This is a genomic window from Winogradskyella pacifica (genome assembly GCF_013403915.1).
In the GTDB taxonomy this organism is placed as follows: Bacteria; Bacteroidota; Bacteroidia; order Flavobacteriales; family Flavobacteriaceae; genus Winogradskyella; species Winogradskyella pacifica.
Genome location: NZ_JABFDI010000009.1, coordinates 143,891 through 160,850, shown reverse-complemented (window position 1 = coordinate 160,850; position 16,960 = coordinate 143,891). Strand labels below are relative to the sequence as shown.

Below are 16,960 nucleotides of genomic sequence, written 5' to 3'. Positions count from 1 at the left end.
AGAAAGCGTTAAATATTCTTTAATTGAGAAAATTTTAAATGCTTGAAGTTGGCTTTTTCAATAGTGTTGCAATTGTTGTTGTATAGGACTCATTGCCTGGTTAAGCACTTAATTTAGCAAATAAAAACCGAATAGAATATCTGCTAGGATTTTCAGAAGTAGGCGAGAACCAAGCAATAAATTATATACGTTGTTCTATGCAGTTTTTATTCAGATTGTTTAATGTCAAACACAATATTCCAACGTTTTAAATAATCTTGTAAAGGTTCAAGTCCCATTTCCGTTCTCCTCTTATTTACAGTTTCAGGATTTGCAAGGTCGTATAAAATCCATTCATTCCCATTTTTAATTACTTGAGTTCCGTAAACTTGAGGTAGGTTATCATTCATCATTGTTCTATCTTTCATCAAAGCAATTTGCGACGCTTTTAAATCTCCATTTTTTGCTGATTTTTCTAAAAGAGGTAAGTATTTTTTTCGATTAGTATTGTCTCCGTGTTGGAAAACTACCCAAATTGCGCTCATTTGCACATCGTTAACTTCTTCTAATGTAGGCATCCCACATTTTTCAATTAAACTAACTACTGTTATCAGATTTTCTTTATCTATTTTAGGGTTAATTTCTCTTCTATTTGTTCTCATTTCTTGGTCACTATCAAAAACATTTTGCAAAATTTCCGGAACTTTATTGCAATTAATATCTATTAATTCTAATGGTTGATAATTTTGATCCTTACAAGATGAAAGGATTATAAATAGGCTAAATATCAAAAGTTTGTAATTCATTCACGGTGTTTTTTAAATTGCATAGAACGGTTTTGTGTATGATTAGTGGCGTGTTTAAGCACCTAATTTAGCAAATAAAAACCGAATAAAATATCAGTGAGGATTTTCAGAAGTAGGCGAGAACAAGCAATGAATTATAGCCATTGTTGTAGCCAGTAATTATTTATTTCATTGACATCCATTTCTCTAAACTTATTTCCCTAATGGGATATGCAGGATTCTTAAAAGTCCATTCGTTGTCAATCCATTTCTTTACTGTGCTAAACAGAATTGAGTCAAGTCCGTTTGCAACCTCACTTTGTCGTACCCACATATAAATTTCAGCATCAAAATCAGCCTTTTTAGAAGGTTCAATATATAAGCAGCCAAGGACTTGACTTTCATCAAGGCTTACAACAGTATACGCAAACGAACTTCGCATTTGGAACTCTTTTTGATGCCATCCCAAATCAATCAAATCCTGTTCGAATGATAAATCCTCTGTTGGCCAGTTCCATAGTGGAAGGAACATTTCTTGTAAATGGCTAAGACTTGTCATAACCGCATCATAATCTTTTACGACATCGTTAACTGTAAGCATCCTAATTCTGAAATGTTCATTCTCTAATGTATCTGGAACTTTAAAATCGGCAGGTACAAATGAGTTGCTTTGAGAGATAACTATTTGTGGAAGCACAAATAAAATAATTGTTGTCAGAATTAATATTGATTTTTTCATATAGTTGGTTTTATATTGGTTACAACGTATCATATCATATCAACTCAATTCCATTTCACATCCCTTTATGCGTTACGGATAAGATATGTTCTAACACGCTGTTATAAGTTTATAAAGTTACAACATCCTTTCGGTTTTTATATACGTAACTTTACGTAGTGTTATGATAATTAATGATTTATAGACAGGTTCGTTTTTATTGGAATCGCTTTATAAGTTTAAAAGTGGGTGCAGCTTTTTTATACTTTTAAACCGTTTCAAGATGTCCTCAAAGTGCGCTATATAATTTAAACTTCTGTTAAATAAAAAAATAAGTTGTTCAATTTTTGTAACTTCGCAACTCATATGAAAAAAGTCTCTCATAAAATAATGTCTTTAGTGATGGCGTTTGTAGTTTTATTTTCTACATTGTCGTTCACTATTAATATGCATTATTGTGGAGATGCTTTAGTAGAAACAGCGGTTTTTAATAAAACCAAAGGCTGTGGTATGGACATGGCAAATCCTTCAACAGAAGGTTGTGCAATTACCAAAAAGGATTGTTGTAAAAATGAACAATCCGTCGTTGATGGCCAAGATGAACTACAGTTGGCACTCGATAAAATTTCTATAGAACAGCAGGTTTTTATAGCATCATTTGTTTATACGTATATCAATCTTTTCGAAAGTTTAGATGACAATACATCGTCTTATGAAGACTATAAACCGCCACTCGTCCGCAAGCAACTCTTCAAGCTCGACGAGACGTATTTAATTTGATTTTTAAACAATAGACTGTATTATCCGGTGATGTCATTCATTAGGATGATTTTCTGTATTCGATGTTTTCCTAACATCAATGTCTAATTGTTTTAAATATCAAACTTCATGCTAAATAAGAGCATCAAATTCTTAATAGAGAATAAACTCGTACCCGTTTTATTGCTCGTCCTTTTTGTAGGATGGGGAACTGTAAATGCACCTTTTGATTGGGATACTGGCTTTTTGCCAAGTGATTCTGTCGCTGTAGATGCTATTCCAGATATTGGCGAAAATCAACAAATCGTTTTCACCAAATGGGATGGTCGTTCCCCACAAGATATAGAAGACCAAATTACCTATCCATTAACCACGTCTTTACTCGGTATTCCTGGCGTAAAAACCATTCGTAGTTCGTCTATGTTTGGCTTTTCAAGCATCTATATCATTTTTGAAGAAGATATTGAATTCTATTGGTCGCGTAGCCGAATTTTAGAAAAACTGAATTCCTTACCAAGTGGCTTATTGCCTCAAGATGTTAATCCTGCTTTAGGACCAGACGCCACTGGTTTAGGTCAAATTTATTGGTATACTCTTGAAGGACGCGATGAAAACGGAAACGTTACTGGTGGTTGGGATTTGCACGAACTGCGAAGCATTCAAGATTACTACGTAAAATATGCCTTATCGTCTGCAAGTGGTGTTTCTGAAGTGGCTTCTATTGGTGGTTATGTGCAGGAATATCAAATTGATGTGAATCCGGAATTGATGCGTCAATACAACATCGGGTTAAGCCAAGTTGTAAAAGCGGTCAAAGAAAGTAATCAAGATATAGGGGCTCAGACTTTAGAGATTAACCAAGCGGAATATTTAGTTCGTGGATTGGGTTATGTAAAGTCGGTAGAAGATATTGAAAACGCCGTTGTGACTTCCGAAGATTACACCGCTATTAAAATTAAAGATATTGCTAACGTTTCATTAGGTCCTGCAGCACGACGTGGTATTTTAGATAAAGAAGGAGCTGAAGTTGTCGGTGGAGTTGTAGTAGCACGTTATGGTGCTAATCCGATGGAAGTGATTACCAATGTTAAAGAAAAAATAGCAGAACTTAAAGGTGGTTTACCAAGCAAAGTTTTGGCAGACGGCCGCACCTCTCAATTAACAGTCGTGCCTTTTTACGATCGTACCGAGCTTATTGTAGAAACATTAGACACCCTAAATGAGGCCTTAACCCTCGAAATACTAATTACAATTTTGGTCATCATTGTGATGGTCTTTAATCTGCGTGCTTCCATTTTAATTTCCGGATTATTACCTGTGGCTGTTTTAATGGTTTTTGTGGCCATGAAATTATTTGATGTGGATGCCAATATCGTGGCACTTTCTGGTATTGCGATTGCCATAGGAACGATGGTGGATGTCGGAGTGATTCTGGCTGAGAATATGATTCGGCACCTCGATGATAAAAAATTACGACTGCGAGATGATGGTTCAGAATACACCATAAACGAAGTTGTTTACAACGCCACTTCCGAAGTTTCTGGTGCCATTTTAACAGCCGTATTAACCACAATTATCAGTTTTGTGCCTGTCTTTACTATGATCGGTGCCGAAGGAAAATTGTTTAGACCTTTAGCCTTTACTAAAACAATGGCGTTAACGGCTTCCTTAGTGATTGCCTTATTTTTAATTCCACCTTTCGCAGCCTATTTATTTAGAAAAACGACGCTTAAAACATCATTTAGACATATTTTAAATGGCGTCTTAATCGTTGCAGGACTTGCTGTCGTGATAAGCGGTTATTGGTTAGGCCTTGTTCTGATGGCATTTGGAGTCACAGGATTACTAACGCTATTAGGAAAATTAGATACTAAAAAAGGTAACCTCATTAACATCATCATTTCTTCGGCAGCTATTGTATTTCTTCTCGCTGAATATTGGAGGCCTTTAGGTTTTGATCGTAGCATCCTTATTAACTTGGTTTTCGTGGCCATTATCTGCTTCGGAATATTAGGGATATTCTCTGTGTTAAGACGTTTTTATGGTCAGATTTTAGCATGGGCTTTAGCTAATAAATTGTTGTTTTTATTAATTCCGACATTCGTATTGGTTTCTGGAGTGTGGATTATGAATAACACCGGAAAAGAATTTATGCCATCCTTAAACGAAGGTTCTTTTCTGCTGATGCCAACCTCATTACCACATTCTGGTGCGGAAGAAAATAAGCGGGTGCTACAGCAATTAGATATGGCTGTAGCGACAATTCCAGAGATTGAAACCGTTGTCGGAAAAGCGGGTAGAACAGAATCTGCTTTAGATCCGGCACCTTTATCCATGTATGAAAATATGATTCAGTATAAATCTGAATACATGCGAAATGCAGAAGGGAAACGACAACGTTATAAAGTTAATGACGAAGGATTGTTTGAATTGAAAGATGGACGTTTTCTTACTTCTGGAACATCAATTAAAGCAAAACAACTTATAGAAGATGCTGATGGTGAATACTATCGTAACTGGCGACCAGAAATTAACAGTCCTGATGATATTTGGAATGAAATCGTAAAAGTCACCAAATTACCAGGAGTGACGTCGGCGCCAAAATTACAACCTATTGAAACCCGATTGGTCATGCTGCAAACAGGAATGCGTGCGCCAATGGGAATCAAAGTGAAGGGGCAAGATTTAAAACAAATTGAAGCGTTCGGATTGCAATTAGAAACACTTTTAAAACAAGCTGAAGGTGTTAAAGTTGAAGCCGTTTTTGCGGATAGAATTGTAGGGAAACCGTATTTACTCATCGATATTGATAGAGAAAAAATAGCGCGTTATGGAATTTCTATTGAAGATGTTCAAAGTGTGCTAAAAGTTGCTATTGGCGGCATGGCATTAACGCAAACGGTAGAAGGGAGAGAGCGCTACGGAGTTCGTGTGCGTTATCCAAGAGAGTTGCGTGGCAATCCAGAAGATATAAAAGATATTTATATTCCTGTTGAAAAAGGTAGTCCTGTACCCTTAAGTGAATTGGCAACGATTCGTTATGAGCAAGGTCCGCAAGTGATAAAAAGTGAAGACACCTTTTTAGTCGGTTATGTGTTGTTCGATAAAATAGACGGATTTGCAGAAGTTGATGTTGTAGAAAATGCACAAGCCTTGTTTCAAGAGAAAATAGATTCTGGTGAATTAATAGTTCCAAAAGGGATCAGTTATAAATTCACTGGGACCTACGAGAACCAGTTACGCGCAGAAAAAACATTGGCTGTTGTGGTGCCATTGGCATTAGCCATTATTTTTTTAATTCTCTATTTTCAGTTTAAATCGATAACCACATCGTTAATGGTCTTTACCGGAATCACAGTGGCTTTCGCAGGTGGTTTTATTATGATTTGGTTATATGGACAAGATTGGTTTTTCAATTTTAGTCTCTTTGGTGAGAATATGCGAGATCTTTTCAACATGAAAACGATCAACTTAAGTGTGGCCGTTTGGGTCGGATTTATTGCATTATTTGGAATCGCTACCGATGATGGTGTGGTGATGGCAACCTATCTCACACAAACGTTTGATAGAGAAAAACCATCAGATAAAATGAGCATTAGAGCTTCCGCTTTACAAGCTGCTGAAAAACGAATTCGTCCATGTTTAATGACCACCGTAACTACCATTTTGGCTTTGCTTCCGGTATTGACGTCCACAGGAAAAGGGAGTGATATTATGATTCCGATGGCCATCCCGATTTTTGGAGGTATGGTGATTGATATTACCTCGTACTTTATCGTTCCTGTTTTATATAGTTGGAGAGAAGAGTTTCGATTAAAAAGATTAGAGAAAAAAGAGAATAGAATATAGATTTTAAAGGAAACACTAATGAGAAACTACAATTATCATATCATACTCAGAACAGTCTTTGTTCTTGGCTCTATACTCTTTGCTCTTCCAGCTCAAAGTCAAGAATTAGAAACCTACATAAACGAGGCTCTAGAAAACAATCCTGAAATTCAAAAATTCGAGTTACAGTATCGTATTGCTTCGGAGAAAGTGAATGAAGTCAACACATTGCCAAACACCGAATTTAGTGCAGGCTATTTTGTTTTAGAACCAGAAACCCGAACAGGAACACAACGTTTTAAAGTGTCAGCAAAACAAATGTTACCTTGGTTTGGAACGATTTCGTCTCGCGAAAACTACGCAAGTTCTTTGGCAGATTCCAAATACGAAGACATTGTAATTGCCAAACGTAAACTTATGGTTTCTGTGTCGCAATCGTATTACAAACTATACGTCAACAAAGCAAAACAAGCCGTTTTGGTTGAAAACAGTGAACTGCTTAAAACCTATGAAACGTTGGCATTAACCTCGATTGAAGTGGGAAAAGCTTCTGCTGTAGATGTTTTTAGATTGCAAATGCGACAGAATGAATTAGAGCAACTAAGGTTGGTTTTAGAACAACAATATTTAGCAGAACAAACTGCGCTTAATAAGCTTTTGAATAGAGAAAAAACTATTGAAATTGCTGTTGTAGACGAACTAATAATGCCTTCTGATGATTTTGAAATTAATACAGAAAATTTAGCATTACATCCTGAATTGTTGAAATACGATAAACTGTTTCAATCGGTAGAACAATCCGAATTATTGAATCAGAAAGAAAGTCAACCGTCATTTGGCTTTGGCTTTGATTATATTAACATTCAAGCCGGTTCTGACATTACGTTTAGCGAAAAAGGCAAAGATATTTTTATGCCAACGGTAGCGCTTTCTATTCCTATTTTTAATAAGAAATACAAATCGATAACGAAGCAAAACGACTTACAGCAACAAGAAATTGAAGCCCAAAAACAAGAACGTTTAAACGCTTTAGAAACGCTTTTGGACACTGCTATAAACGATAGAATTTCTGCCAGAATAAGTTATGATACACAGGTTAAAAACTTAAAACAAGCCAAAGATGCAGAAGCCATTTTGATGCGAAGCTATGAAACAGGAACTATTGATTTTAATGATGTATTAGATATTCAGGAATTACAATTAAAGTTTCAAATGAATCAAATTGAAGCGATCTTTTCGTATTATATTCAAACAACGCGTATTAACTATTTAATTCAATAAAATGGGACATACCTTAATCATAAAAAACATGGTTTGTGCGAGATGCAAATCAACGATTGTAGACTTATTAACACGTCATGGTTTAGATATTGAATCTATAACGCTAGGAAAAGCGGTTGTTAAACAGGATTTCAACCCCAAGTACGACGTTATTAAAAGTGAACTAAAAGACTTAGGGTTTGAGTTAATTGAAGATGAATCGAAAGCATTGATAGAACAAATTAAAGTTCTTGTCATTCAGTTTATATCTGAAAACACTTCGGAACCTATTATTTCAAAAATCACAAAAGCGATTGGTAAGAATGATTCGGCAATTAGTAAGCTTTTTAGTAAGTCGGAAGGCCTTACACTTGAGAAATATATTATCAATTTAAAGATTGAAAAAGTAAAAGAATACATTCAATTGAATCAACTCAATTTTTCTGAAATAGCATACCAATTCAATTATAACAACAGTAGCCATTTAGCAAAACAGTTTAAATCGGTAACAGGAATGTCTATGACAGACTATAAAAAATTACAAGATTGGGATCGGAAAGCATTAGACCAAATTGTATAAATTATAACCAGAATTAGAAAAACGTATGCTTTAAAACGGTAATACATTTGTTATTAAATTTTAAAGAACAAATAAAATGAAACACACATACCACATACACGGAATGACTTGCAACGGTTGTCGCAGTCATGTTGAAGACATACTTTCAAAAATTGAAGGTGTTTCGCAAGCCACAGTTAATTTAGAAACCGCAGAAGCTACTATTGAAATGGAATCCCATATTCCTATAGAAAAGTTTCAAGACGCATTAAAAAACGATAATGGACAATATAGTATTCATAAACCAGGTGAGCATCATGATATGAAGGATGAGATTCCCACTTCCGTGGGAATGGGAATGAAACACACATACCACATACACGGAATGACTTGCAACGGTTGTCGCAGTCATGTTGAGGAAACATTATCAAAAGTTGAAGGTGTTTCCCAGGCAACTGTCAATTTAGAAACCGCAGAAGCTACTATTGAAATGGAATCCCATATTCCTATTGAAAAATTTCAAGAGGCTTTAAAAAAGGATGGTGGACGTTATAGTATTCATAAACTAGGTGAGCATCATCATGTGAAGGATGAGATTCCTACTTCCGTGGGAATTGAAAAAGGAAAAGGCACAGGCACATTCTATTGTCCGATGCATTGCGAAGGTGATAAAACCTATGATAAGGCAGGAGATTGTCCGGTCTGTGGAATGGATTTAGTTGAAGAACAGAATCTGTCCACGTACGCTTCAGAGCAATGGACTTGCCCTATGCATCCAGAAGTCGTAAAAGATGAGTCTGGTCCGTGTCCTATATGCGGTATGGATTTAGTCCCTATGCAACCCGATATGTCTTCAGAAGAGAAAACCTATAAAAAGCTTATAAAAAAGTTTTGGATTGCCGTGGTATTCACACTGCCAATATTTTTAATAGCCATGAGTGAAATGATTCCTAACAATCCATTATATGATGTTTTGGAACAAAAAAACTGGAATTGGATTCAATTTGCACTATCCATTCCTGTCGTGTTTTATGCGACGTGGATGTTCTTTGAACGTGCTTACAATAGTATAAAAACATGGAATCTTAATATGTTTACGCTTATTGGTATTGGAGCAGGAGTGGCTTGGTTGTTTTCTGTTTTTGGGATGTTTTTTTCGGACTTTTTTCCAAATCAGTTTAAAACAGAATCTGGATCCGTACATGTGTATTTTGAAGCAGCGACGGTTATACTTACATTGGTATTACTCGGACAACTTTTAGAAGCGCGTGCACATAGTAAAACTAATTCCGCAGTAAAAGAACTATTAAAATTAGCGCCAAATAAAGCTATAAAAATAGTAGATGGCGAAGAGGTTGAGGTCAGTATTGATAAGATAGAACTGAACGACATTTTAAAAGTAAAGCCAGGTGAAAAAGTTCCAGTTGATGGTTCTATAACCGAAGGTGATACCAGTATCGATGAATCTATGATTACAGGAGAACCTATTCCTGTAAATAAATCGACAGGTGATAAAATCAGTAGCGGGACTATTAATGGCAATCAATCGTTTTTAATGAAAGCGGAGAAAGTTGGTAGTGATACCTTATTGTCTCAAATTATTCATATGGTGAATAATGCTAGTCGAAGTCGTGCACCAATTCAAAATTTAGCCGATAAAGTTTCAGGATACTTTGTGCCTGTTGTTGTCATTATCTCGTTAATAACCTTTGCAGTTTGGGCTATTTGGGGACCAGAACCTGCTTATGTTTATGCACTAGTCAATGCGATAGCTGTTTTAATCATTGCTTGTCCTTGTGCACTTGGATTGGCAACACCAATGTCAGTAATGGTAGGTGTGGGTAAAGGTGCTCAAAATGGAGTATTGATTAAGAATGCTGAAGCCCTTGAGAAATTAGATAAGGTAGATACGCTTATAATTGACAAAACAGGAACCATAACTGAAGGGAAACCTACGGTAGAAACTGTTGGGGCTTTTAATGATGGTTTTAGTAATAATGAGATACTACAATATATAGTATCGCTTAACGCTCATAGTGAACATCCTTTAGCAGAAGCAACTGTTAAATATGGTAAAGCGCAGAAAACAGAAGTTTTAAAATCGGACGGATTTAGTGCCGTTACAGGTAAAGGCGTTGAAGGCAACGTAAATGGTAAAAAAGTGGCCTTAGGTAATCCTGAAATGATGGCACATGCGAATGCAGACATCTCATCACAAATGGAGGAAGAAGCTAAAACCTACCAAAAACAAGGTAAAACAGTATCGTTTTTAGCAATCGACAGTAAGGTGAGCGGTTATGTGGTCATCGGAGATAAAATCAAAAAGACAAGTGCTAAAGCGATTAAAGAACTTCAAGATAAAGGGATTGCTGTTGTGATGCTTACCGGCGATAACCATGATACAGCACAAGCTGTAGCTTCAGAATTGAATCTAGCCGATTTTAAGGCGAGTATGTTACCTGAAGATAAAATGAAAGAAGTAGAGCAACTACAAAAACAAGGTAAGGTCGTTGCCATGGCAGGAGATGGTATTAACGATGCGCCAGCTTTAGCAAAAAGTGATGTCGGGATTGCCATGGGTACAGGTACAGATGTTGCCATTGAGAGTGCAATGATCACTTTAGTAAAAGGGGATTTACATGGTATTGTAAAAGCTAAAAATTTAAGTCACTCTGTGATGAAAAACATTAAGCAAAACCTGTTTTTTGCACTTATTTATAATACTGTAGGTATTCCGATAGCAGCAGGTGTTTTGTTTCCGTTTTTCGGGATTTTATTGTCACCGATGATTGCAGCTCTAGCCATGAGTTTTAGTTCGGTTTCTGTTATTACGAACGCCTTACGATTACGAAGAATTAAAATTTAATTATAAAATTATGGAACATTCAAATCAACATTCAAACAAAGGAAATTACAATACATTTTTTTTAATGTTAGGGCTATCATTTGTCGCTATGTACGTTACAATGTACTTAAACACTTATGCCATAGATCACGTGTATTTTAGTATGACACGTTTTTATATGGTCTGCTTAGGTATTTCAGCAATGGCAGTGATAATGCTTTTATTTATGCTGAAAATGTATAAAAATAAAAAGAAGAACACAGCAATACTTGTTGGAAGCTTAGTGCTTTTTATTAGCGCGTTAAGTTTGGTAAGAACACAAGCACCAATTGTTGGAGACGTGCTTTGGTTAAAAGGTATGATTCCTCATCATTCTATAGCCATATTAACAAGTGAACGCGCAGATATTAAAGACCCAGAAGTAAAACAATTAGCGGAAGATATTATTAAAGCACAGCGTAAAGAAATAGAAGATATGAAAGCCATGATAAAACGATTAGAAAATGAAAAATAATAAGATAATTATATATCTAGGTATTCTTGCTGTAGGTGTTTTATTAGGATGGTTAGTATTTGGTGGTAATACAACTAAAGAACCGGTTCATAATCACAATGCCGTAGCGGAAACTAATCAAATGTGGACCTGTTCTATGCATCCGCAAATTATGCAGCCCGAAGCTGGGGATTGTCCTATTTGTGGCATGGATTTAATTCCGGCAGAGACTAGTGCTGTTGGTTTAATGGCAGATCAATTTAAGTTGTCAGAAAACGCTCTGGCCTTAGCTAATATCCAAACGTCTACTGTTGGTAATGGTCATTTAGATAAAGATGCAGGTTTTGTTTTATCTGGAAAAATTACCGAGAATGAAAATGAAACAGCAACGATGCCGGCGCATTTTAATGGTAGAGTAGAGAAGTTGTATGTGAATTCGTTAGGAGAAAAGGTCAATAAAGGACAAGCTGTTGCTAAGATATATTCACCAGAACTTATAGCAGCACAACAAGAATTAATTGTAGCCTATAAGTTAAAAGCGTCGCAACCGCAGCTTTATAACGCAGTGAGAAATAAGTTTAAGAATTGGATGATCCATGGCAACCAATTGGATGAGGTTGAGCAAACCGGACAGGTAAAAACAAGTTTTACCATCTACTCGCATGTTTCTGGTGTGGTTACCGAAATTTCAATTAATGAAGGGTCTCATATTATGGATGGGAAACCCATTTTTAAAGTGTCGAACTTAAAAACCGTTTGGGCAAATTTTGATGTGTATGAAAATCAAATCGGGCAATTTAAAGTAGGTCAAGAGGTCATGGTTTCTACGAAAGCTTATCCAGATAAAGTATTTAAGGGGAAAGTCGATTTTATAGATCCTATTTTAGATACTAACACACGAACTGTAAAATTAAGAGTCGTGCTTAATAATACTGATGATGTATTAAAACCGGGAATGTTTGTTGAAGGTAAAGTTAAAAGCAACACTTCTATAACTAAAGAAACCGTATTAATAATACCGTCCACGGCTGTTTTATGGACAGGAAAACGCTCTGTTGTTTATATCAAAGCAAACCCTGATGAACCTATTTTTGAAATGCGACAAATAACTCTAGGCAATTCTATTGGAGATAATTATGAAGTTTTAGAAGGTTTAAATGATGGAGACGAGATTGTTACGAACGGTACGTTTACTATTGATGCAGCAGCACAATTGCAAGGCAAAAAATCGATGATGAATAAAACAGGAGGTAAAATGACGACTGGTCACGAAGGGCATCTTGGCATGGAAACGACTGCTTCTGTAGCTAAAGAAAAGCCTTTGAATCTTAATGAAAGATTACCTGTAACAAAAGAATTTCAAAAGCAACTAAAAGTAGTTTTTGATGATTATATCAAATTAAAAGATGTTTTGGTAAAAGATGATTTAAAAAACGTTGTGGTAGCGTCAAAACAACTACTGACTAATTTATCTAACGTAAATATGGCATTATTAACAGATAAAGAGACGCATAAGCATTGGATGGATATTGAAAAAAAGATAAAAGCTGATGCGACTTCACTATCAAAGAGCTCTAAAATAGAAGAGCAACGTCGCTATTTTAAAAGTCTTTCGTCTCACTTAACAAATGCTATTGAAGTATTTGGAATCAATGAAAAAGTGTATCATCAATTTTGCCCAATGGGAGATGATAATAAAGGAGCCTATTGGTTGAGTAAAGAAGAAAAAGTGATTAACCCTTATTTTGGAGGAGAAATGCTGACTTGCGGAGAAGTGAAACAAATAATAGAATAAACAGAAATCAATTAATAACAATTAAATTTTTAAACAATGAATTTTTCAAAGAAAAATCACGAACACAAAAACAGTAATGTAAACAACGTGAGTAAAAACGTAATTTTAAGTGTAGCTATAATAATGGCATTAGGTTTCACAAGTTGTAAAAACGAAACCAAACAAGACACAAAGACAACGACAACGGAAGCATCGAAAGACATCGCAATGGCCGATGTTTCTTTTGGTGTTAGAGGTAACTGTGGAATGTGTAAGTCAACAATTGAAAAAGCTGCTAATGGAGTAGAAGGTGTTTCAAATGCTATTTGGGATGTAGATAAAAAGAAAATGGAGGTGTCTTTTGATGATTCTAAAACAGATGAAATGGCAATTCATAACGCCATTGCAGCGTCGGGTTATGATACGGAAAAAGTTACAGGAGATTTAGAAGCGTATGAGGGTTTACCGGGTTGTTGTAAATATGATCACGAGATGGCAATGAATAAATCGTCTAATTAGACACTGAAAATTATTAAAATCATAATTTCAAGATTATAAATAGTAAAGCCCTTTTTAGGGCTTTTTTTATGCTATTAATTAATTTGAATTTTGCCCCTTGTGAAAGGTTTGCTCTCTGTCTAAAGTAATCATCAGCATAATTAAATTTTCTTTGGATTTTATAAATTTAGTAGCAGTGTAGATATTACTATTCATTTAAAATAAAATCAATCTCAAACAGTTAACTCCTTAGATGGATACTGATTTTTCTTGTTAATTCTTGAAATTTAAAAAACCAAGATTGAAAAATTCGGATTTTTAGTGATGTTGATGTATCTTCACAAATTAATTTTAGTAACACGACGTTTATTTTTTTTTATTAATCATTTTTATTAAATTTTAATGAAAGGTTTTAGCGAATTGTTTTCTTCAGAATTTAGACTCATATAAACAACCCAATTTTTCAAAATTAGTAGTAAATGGATTTTACAAACCCTTTAGTTTACGGTGTTCCGTGTTTTTTAGGTCTTATTGCTTTAGAGCTTACATACAGCAAGGTTTTAGATAATAAGGAACTTTACAAATGGAAAGATTTAATATCTAGTGTATCGCTTGGTGTTGGGTCTGCTGTGCTTGCTGCGTTAATAAAAACGGTATCTATAGTCGTGATTTTTAATTTTGCCTATGATATTTTTAATCCTATCGTTGATGGTGTCCGTACGAATATAATGGGGTACGAATCTTTTGGGTATGTCTGGTATATTTGGGTAATTTGCATGCTTTTAGATGATTTTACATATTACTGGTTTCACAGACAAAATCATATGGTTCGGTTTTTCTGGGCGGCACATATTGTGCACCATTCTTCAGATAATTTTAATTTAGGAACTGCTGTTAGAAACGGTTGGTTTACTATATTTTATAAGCCGTTTTTCTATGTTTGGATTGTAATGATTGGTTTTCCACCAGAAATGCTTGTTGTTTGTTTAGGTATTGAAGCCTTATGGCAATTTCAATTGCATACACAGTATGTTAAGAAAATGGGTTTTATTGAGAAGTTTGTAAATACTCATACGATGCACCAAGTACACCATGCTAGAAATATCGAATATATGGACAAAAACCACGGTGGTTTTCTAAATGTTTTTGATAGAATTTTTGGAACTTGGAAAGAATTAGACGAAACTATTGAGATTGAATACGGAGTGTCTACTCCTCCAAATTCCTATAATTTATACGTTATTCTTACTCACGAATACAAAAATATTTGGGAGGATATGAAAAAGTCTAAGAATTGGTATCACAAGCTGATGTATATATTTGGACCTCCAGGTTGGAGTCATGATGGAAGTACATTGACTATTAAACAAATGAGGAGAGAGATGGCTAAAGGAAATAGTGTTGAGAAGTAATAATACCTCGACCTAAATTTCTTACTACTTAACGCTCTACAAATTACTTGAAAGTAAAAGTGTACCAACAATCCAAAGTGTTATAGATAAAATACCCCCAATGATTAAGAAGTGCTTAAACTTATAAGCACCCGTACCATAAATCAGCGTATTGGTTTGGTAGCCAACAGGTGTGAAAAAGCTAAAATTAGAGCCGAACATTACAGCCAATAAAAATGGCTTTATGTCTAGGTTTAAGCCACTCGCAACAGCAATGGCAATAGGTGCCATAATAATTGCAGTAGCGTTATTAGATATGACGCCAGACAAAATTATGGTGATTCCAAATAGTAAGCCTAAAACAATGGTTGGATCTTGGTTGCTCATTATATTTAGTAAATGATTGGATAACCAAATATCGGCTCCACTATTGGTCATCGCAATTCCCAAAGGAATCATACCAGCAAGTAAAAATATGATTTGCCAATTCACCTTTTGATACACACTTTCTAGCTGAATAATATTGGTAAGTAACATCGCTGAAACTCCAACAAGTGATGCCGTTAATATGGTAATTACGCTAGTTGCGGCTAGTGAAATTACACCTAACAGAATCAGCAACGCTAACATTCTTTTAGACTTTGAGACATTGGGCTTAAACTCATGCTCATTTAAAATGGCAATATTTTCAATATTATATAAGTCTGAAATCTTGTGTTCTTGCATTTCTAGTAATACGCGGTCACCAGGTTTAAGGTTAATATCATCTATGTTTTTACGTAATAGGCGCTCTTGCGTATTTCTTAGATTTCTACGTTTTTTTATGGCGATAGGAAACGCACCTTCAAAAGACATACGACGTAAACCTTTTAGCGTTTTTCCTATAAGATTAGAACCTGGTAAGATAAGCGTTTCAATATAGGTTAGATCTTTATCTCCATCAATGTCGCTTAAGTTTTCGAGTTGTTTTTTTTGTCGTTCTTCATTTAAAACAAAACCGTTTTCCTTCATAAGAGCTTGGAAGTTATCTAAATCACTCATCAATACTAAATTATCTTTAGCCATAAGTTTTATGTACTTTCCGGGGTCATTAATAACTTGATTGTCTCTAATTAATTTGAGCAACTTAGAATCCTCTTGGTTTAAAAATTCAATCTCACCAAACCGTTTGCCTATCAACGGTGAATCTTCCGTTACTTTAACCGTAAAAACATAAGATTCAGTTTTATAATCACTAGATAGATTTCGTTCTTTGTTCTTAGGTAAAAATCGTGATGCAAAGGTCATTATAACCAATCCAATTAGGAAAAATATAATACCATACCAAGTGAATTCAAAAAAGCTAAAAGCCTCTACACCATGTTTTTTAGCAATGGCATTTACAATTAGGTTGGTCGATGTTCCCATTAATGTACAACTCCCACCAAGAATTCCAGCAAAGGAAATGGGCATTAATAAACGCGATGAAGAGAACCCGTATTTTTCTGATAATCTTGTTACTATTTTTATAAAGATGATAACTACAGCCGTTGTACTGATAAATGCAGAGATACTAGCAGATATAATCATAAACGCAGGCGTTAACAAAATGAGTGGTAATATTTTTAGTTTTTTAATACCATCAGAAAGCAGCTGAATTACTCCGTTTTCTTCGAGTCCAACAGCTAAGATCATTAAGGCTAAAACGGTGATTGTTGCCGGATTTGCAAAACCGCTAATCGCTTCTTCAGGTGTCGTTAGTTGTAATAAAACTAGCGCGACTATGATGAAAAATGAAATTTTATCAACAGGAAAGAGCTCTGTGATAAAAAGTAGTATGCTTACACCAATGATGATAAAGACTAGAATTATTGAGAGCTCCATAAAATTTTGAGATAAAATATAAATGTAATTACAGAAAAAATAGAAGGGGTGCTCATTTAGAAATTTGATTACTCTAATTACAAACTGAAAAAAATGATCATATTTTTGTTTTAGATTAGTGTAATCTGTATTTGAGTTAAGTAAGTTGGTTACTATTAATCATCTTTGTTTCTTAAAATTAATACGATCTGAAATTTTACAACGTCCT

General features: G+C 35.0%; 12 protein-coding genes. 9 read left to right on the top strand and 3 right to left on the bottom strand.

Features of this window, described 5'->3' with window-relative positions:
• Positions 1-206: 206 nt before the first annotated feature.
• Positions 207-785 (bottom strand): DUF6624 domain-containing protein, encoded by a 579-nt coding sequence (locus tag HM984_RS10070; protein WP_179349072.1) that lies wholly within the window; start codon positions 783-785, stop codon positions 207-209.
• A 163-nt stretch (positions 786-948) separates the two neighbouring features.
• Positions 949-1,461 carry a GNAT family N-acetyltransferase gene (locus HM984_RS10065; protein WP_257018486.1) on the bottom strand — a complete coding sequence of 171 codons (513 nt, stop codon included), beginning with the start codon at positions 1,459-1,461 and terminating at the stop codon, positions 949-951.
• 387 nt (positions 1,462-1,848) lie between these two features.
• Here HM984_RS10065 and HM984_RS10060 point away from each other — a divergent pair, with 387 nt between their 5' ends.
• The 9 genes from HM984_RS10060 (at position 1,849) to HM984_RS10020 (ending at position 14,910) form a co-directional block, all read left to right on the top strand.
• Complete coding sequence (locus HM984_RS10060) at positions 1,849-2,262, top strand: HYC_CC_PP family protein (RefSeq protein WP_115808469.1); 414 nt, start codon at positions 1,849-1,851, stop codon at positions 2,260-2,262.
• A gap of 108 nt (positions 2,263-2,370) precedes the next feature.
• Positions 2,371-6,090 carry an efflux RND transporter permease subunit gene (locus HM984_RS10055; RefSeq protein ID WP_179349071.1) on the top strand — a complete coding sequence of 1,240 codons (3,720 nt, stop codon included), beginning with the start codon at positions 2,371-2,373 and terminating at the stop codon, positions 6,088-6,090.
• A gap of 18 nt (positions 6,091-6,108) precedes the next feature.
• A complete protein-coding gene (locus tag HM984_RS10050) occupies positions 6,109-7,350 on the top strand; it encodes a TolC family protein (protein ID WP_179349070.1) in 1,242 nt (413 codons plus the stop codon).
• 1 nt (position 7,351) lies between these two features.
• Positions 7,352-7,909: a helix-turn-helix domain-containing protein gene (locus tag HM984_RS10045; RefSeq protein ID WP_179349069.1), complete on the top strand. Its 558-nt coding sequence runs from the start codon at positions 7,352-7,354 to the stop codon at positions 7,907-7,909.
• A 76-nt stretch (positions 7,910-7,985) separates the two neighbouring features.
• Positions 7,986-10,754, top strand: coding sequence for a heavy metal translocating P-type ATPase (locus HM984_RS10040; RefSeq protein WP_179349068.1), 2,769 nt, complete (start codon positions 7,986-7,988; stop codon positions 10,752-10,754).
• A gap of 10 nt (positions 10,755-10,764) precedes the next feature.
• A complete protein-coding gene (locus HM984_RS10035) occupies positions 10,765-11,247 on the top strand; it encodes a DUF305 domain-containing protein (RefSeq protein ID WP_179349067.1) in 483 nt (160 codons plus the stop codon).
• Positions 11,237-13,021, top strand: coding sequence for an efflux RND transporter periplasmic adaptor subunit (locus tag HM984_RS10030; RefSeq protein WP_179349066.1), 1,785 nt, complete (start codon positions 11,237-11,239; stop codon positions 13,019-13,021). Before HM984_RS10035 ends, HM984_RS10030 begins: the two co-directional genes overlap by 11 nt.
• A 36-nt stretch (positions 13,022-13,057) precedes the next feature.
• The gene (locus HM984_RS10025) at positions 13,058-13,519 is read left to right on the top strand and encodes a heavy-metal-associated domain-containing protein (protein WP_179349065.1); all 462 of its coding nucleotides are present in this window, start codon (positions 13,058-13,060) and stop codon (positions 13,517-13,519) included.
• 458 nt (positions 13,520-13,977) lie between these two features.
• Positions 13,978-14,910, top strand: a complete 933-nt coding sequence (locus HM984_RS10020; RefSeq protein ID WP_179349064.1) for a sterol desaturase family protein — start codon at positions 13,978-13,980, stop codon at positions 14,908-14,910.
• A 36-nt stretch (positions 14,911-14,946) separates the two neighbouring features.
• Here the strand turns inward: HM984_RS10020 and HM984_RS10015 are convergent, their stop codons facing one another.
• Positions 14,947-16,752, bottom strand: coding sequence for an SLC13 family permease (locus HM984_RS10015; RefSeq protein ID WP_179349063.1), 1,806 nt, complete (start codon positions 16,750-16,752; stop codon positions 14,947-14,949).
• Positions 16,753-16,960 lie beyond the last annotated feature (208 nt).

Excerpts from the sequence above, each read along its gene's own strand:
- HM984_RS10070 (WP_179349072.1), bottom strand. The coding sequence starts at position 785 with ATGAATTACAAACTTTTGATATTTAGCCTATTTATAATCCTTTCATCT.
- HM984_RS10060 (WP_115808469.1), top strand. The coding sequence starts at position 1,849 with ATGAAAAAAGTCTCTCATAAAATAATGTCTTTAGTGATGGCGTTTGTA.
- HM984_RS10055 (WP_179349071.1), top strand. The coding sequence starts at position 2,371 with ATGCTAAATAAGAGCATCAAATTCTTAATAGAGAATAAACTCGTACCC.
- HM984_RS10050 (WP_179349070.1), top strand. The coding sequence starts at position 6,109 with ATGAGAAACTACAATTATCATATCATACTCAGAACAGTCTTTGTTCTT.
- HM984_RS10045 (WP_179349069.1), top strand. The coding sequence starts at position 7,352 with ATGGGACATACCTTAATCATAAAAAACATGGTTTGTGCGAGATGCAAA.
- HM984_RS10040 (WP_179349068.1), top strand. The coding sequence starts at position 7,986 with ATGAAACACACATACCACATACACGGAATGACTTGCAACGGTTGTCGC.
- HM984_RS10035 (WP_179349067.1), top strand. The coding sequence starts at position 10,765 with ATGGAACATTCAAATCAACATTCAAACAAAGGAAATTACAATACATTT.
- HM984_RS10030 (WP_179349066.1), top strand. The coding sequence starts at position 11,237 with ATGAAAAATAATAAGATAATTATATATCTAGGTATTCTTGCTGTAGGT.
- HM984_RS10025 (WP_179349065.1), top strand. The coding sequence starts at position 13,058 with ATGAATTTTTCAAAGAAAAATCACGAACACAAAAACAGTAATGTAAAC.
- HM984_RS10020 (WP_179349064.1), top strand. The coding sequence starts at position 13,978 with ATGGATTTTACAAACCCTTTAGTTTACGGTGTTCCGTGTTTTTTAGGT.
- HM984_RS10015 (WP_179349063.1), bottom strand. The coding sequence starts at position 16,752 with ATGGAGCTCTCAATAATTCTAGTCTTTATCATCATTGGTGTAAGCATA.